This window comes from Treponema endosymbiont of Eucomonympha sp. (assembly GCF_001028545.1).
In genome coordinates this window covers 1-1,297 of the sequence record NZ_BBPW01000169.1, presented here as the reverse complement: position 1 = coordinate 1,297, position 1,297 = coordinate 1, and the positions used below count along the sequence as shown (strand labels likewise).

2 protein-coding genes are annotated in these 1,297 nt (G+C 48.7%); one reads left to right on the top strand and one right to left on the bottom strand.

Annotation, left to right across the window (positions count from 1 at the left end):
• Positions 1-169 precede the first annotated feature (169 nt).
• A complete protein-coding gene (locus tag AWU74_RS05670; RefSeq protein ID WP_162504894.1) occupies positions 170-607 on the bottom strand; it encodes a transposase in 438 nt (145 codons plus the stop codon).
• A 227-nt stretch (positions 608-834) separates the two neighbouring features.
• Here AWU74_RS05670 and AWU74_RS10515 point away from each other — a divergent pair, with 227 nt between their 5' ends.
• Entirely contained in the window at positions 835-1,161 is a 327-nt protein-coding gene (locus AWU74_RS10515) for a hypothetical protein (protein ID WP_187150876.1), read from the top strand.
• The last annotated feature ends 136 nt before the right edge of the window (positions 1,162-1,297 follow it).

Sequence of the window (1,297 nt, the reverse complement as noted above, 5' to 3'; positions counted from 1 at the left end):
AAAGACCAACGCATTGCGCCGCAACCCCGCACAACACTCACACATTTTTCGTTTGCTGTGATATACAATTTTTACCGTTTCGTCAAGTCTTGACGCAAGCTTTCGCAGTCATTTTTGATTAGTTTTTTCTAAGGTCTGGTACCCCACAGCTTGCTTCGGGGATTTTTTATTAGCTTCTTTTAGGTGGTGTGGACTTGAAGGTAGATATAGAGGAAAAACACCTGACATGAATGGCGGCGATGAAGGAAGCGGCAAGCTTTGCGTAGCGCACATCGATTCCCCGCCGTCGCTTGAGGGCGCGGAAAACGGTTTCAATGACGTGCCGCGCCCGATACAGTTCATGGCTGTATGTTCTTTGCTCTTTCCGGCTTTTAACCGGAGGGATGACTGCACTTATATCCACTTCCTCAAACATATCGAGCAACACATTCGTGTCATACACCTTGTCCGCACAGAACGCTTCTATCTCCAAATTTATAAGGAGGAGCGCTTGGTCACAGTCCGCGACAGTGCCGCTTGTCGGGAGCCCGCACTTGTCAACCACAGGGTGCAATTTGCTGTTTCTCCGTGTTTCCCTACCTGTCCGGGTAGCAGTTCTTTTATCCATACTCACGCCTCGCCGCTTATATTGTGCCAGTGAATGCCTTTAGTTTTTATCCCTTTTTTTCCGGTCCATATTACCTAGATACTGGAACAACAGGAAAGATACGCGTGCCGAAGCTTTCCCCGCGCTTGTCAAAAATTTGCACCTTCTATTATACTATTTGCATGAGTTTTAAACAACATAAAACAGGCGCCGCGATAGCGTGCTGGTTTGCAGTGCTTTTGGGCTTTTTGATTTTATTCCTCGTCAAAAAGGACGACATATTTTCAACGCTGAAGGAAACCCGTTTTTTTTCAACCGTGTTCGGAAAAGAACCTGATTTTATTTTGCGCTATGACCCGAAAAAACCTGTAACGCCGCCTTCCGTAAAAACAGACGAAGCCCCGCCCTCTGCGTTTCCTTATAACGAGGATAAACCGCTCACTGTGTTGCCTGCCGAAAAGAATACAGCGCGTCCGCCGGAATTAGCTGAATCGCAGGAACACTTGGAAGAACGCGCTGTCAAAGATATGGCTAAAACAAAAGCGAAGCTCTGGTTTGTTGAAATCACCACCTAGGGCACTGTCTCGCGAAAAGAAGTCTCCCGAATGCTCCCTGCAGCCGACGCGCCGCTTACGCAAGCTATGCAGGCGCTTCTCGCCGGTCCGGGTAGTGGCAAGCCTGACAGCAGGGCCAGGACGCTTATTCCCGACG

Excerpts from the sequence above, each read along its gene's own strand:
- AWU74_RS05670 (WP_162504894.1), bottom strand. The coding sequence starts at position 607 with ATGGATAAAAGAACTGCTACCCGGACAGGTAGGGAAACACGGAGAAAC.